1 protein-coding gene is annotated in these 533 nt (G+C 59.1%); it reads right to left on the bottom strand.

The window, feature by feature from the left end; translation table 11 throughout:
• Positions 1 to 518 (bottom strand): type IV secretion system protein (locus EBB59_RS13350; protein WP_245979346.1); only part of this gene is annotated, 518 nt, incomplete at its 3' end.
• Between the last annotated feature and the right edge of the window lie 15 nt (positions 519 to 533).

The following is a 533-nucleotide window of genomic DNA, read 5'->3' as shown; positions in this document are numbered from 1 at the left end:
CCTCCTATCACCATCACCAGCTTCGTCGCCACGCCCACCATGAACGCCAGCACCGCCAACGAAAACGTCGTCCCTATCCCGTAATACAGCCACTTCGAGAATAGCTGCTTGGTCGATGGAAATATCAAACACAAGATAAACAACGGACCAAACCCCACGAACAAGCCCAGCGCCACCTTGTACACCAGCAGAATCGCTCCGCCGATCACCGCAGGCCCCGCCGTCCCCACCGCGCTCATCGTCGTCGCACGGCTCAGTTGCTCCTTGTACGCATCCCCACCGCCACCCGCTGAAGACGCCGCCGCATAACCATCTATCAATGCAAACGTCGCCCCCATCAATATCAGGTTCTGATCAATGTGAGAGGCGGGGTCCGCCTCACTCCCCGTCACGACCCGCATCACCCCCTTGGGCATGGTCTCGGTCAGTAGCTTGCCGATGTCCGTCCCCATGAACGTGAACCCCACCGCCAGGAACGACAAAAACCCGATTCGAAGCGCATTCGTCACCAGCGCCATCATCGGTTCGCGTGA

Source organism: Solilutibacter pythonis, assembly GCF_003697345.1.
In the GTDB taxonomy this organism is placed as follows: Bacteria; Pseudomonadota; Gammaproteobacteria; order Xanthomonadales; family Xanthomonadaceae; genus Solilutibacter; species Solilutibacter pythonis.
This window is presented reverse-complemented; position numbering and strand designations above follow the sequence as displayed.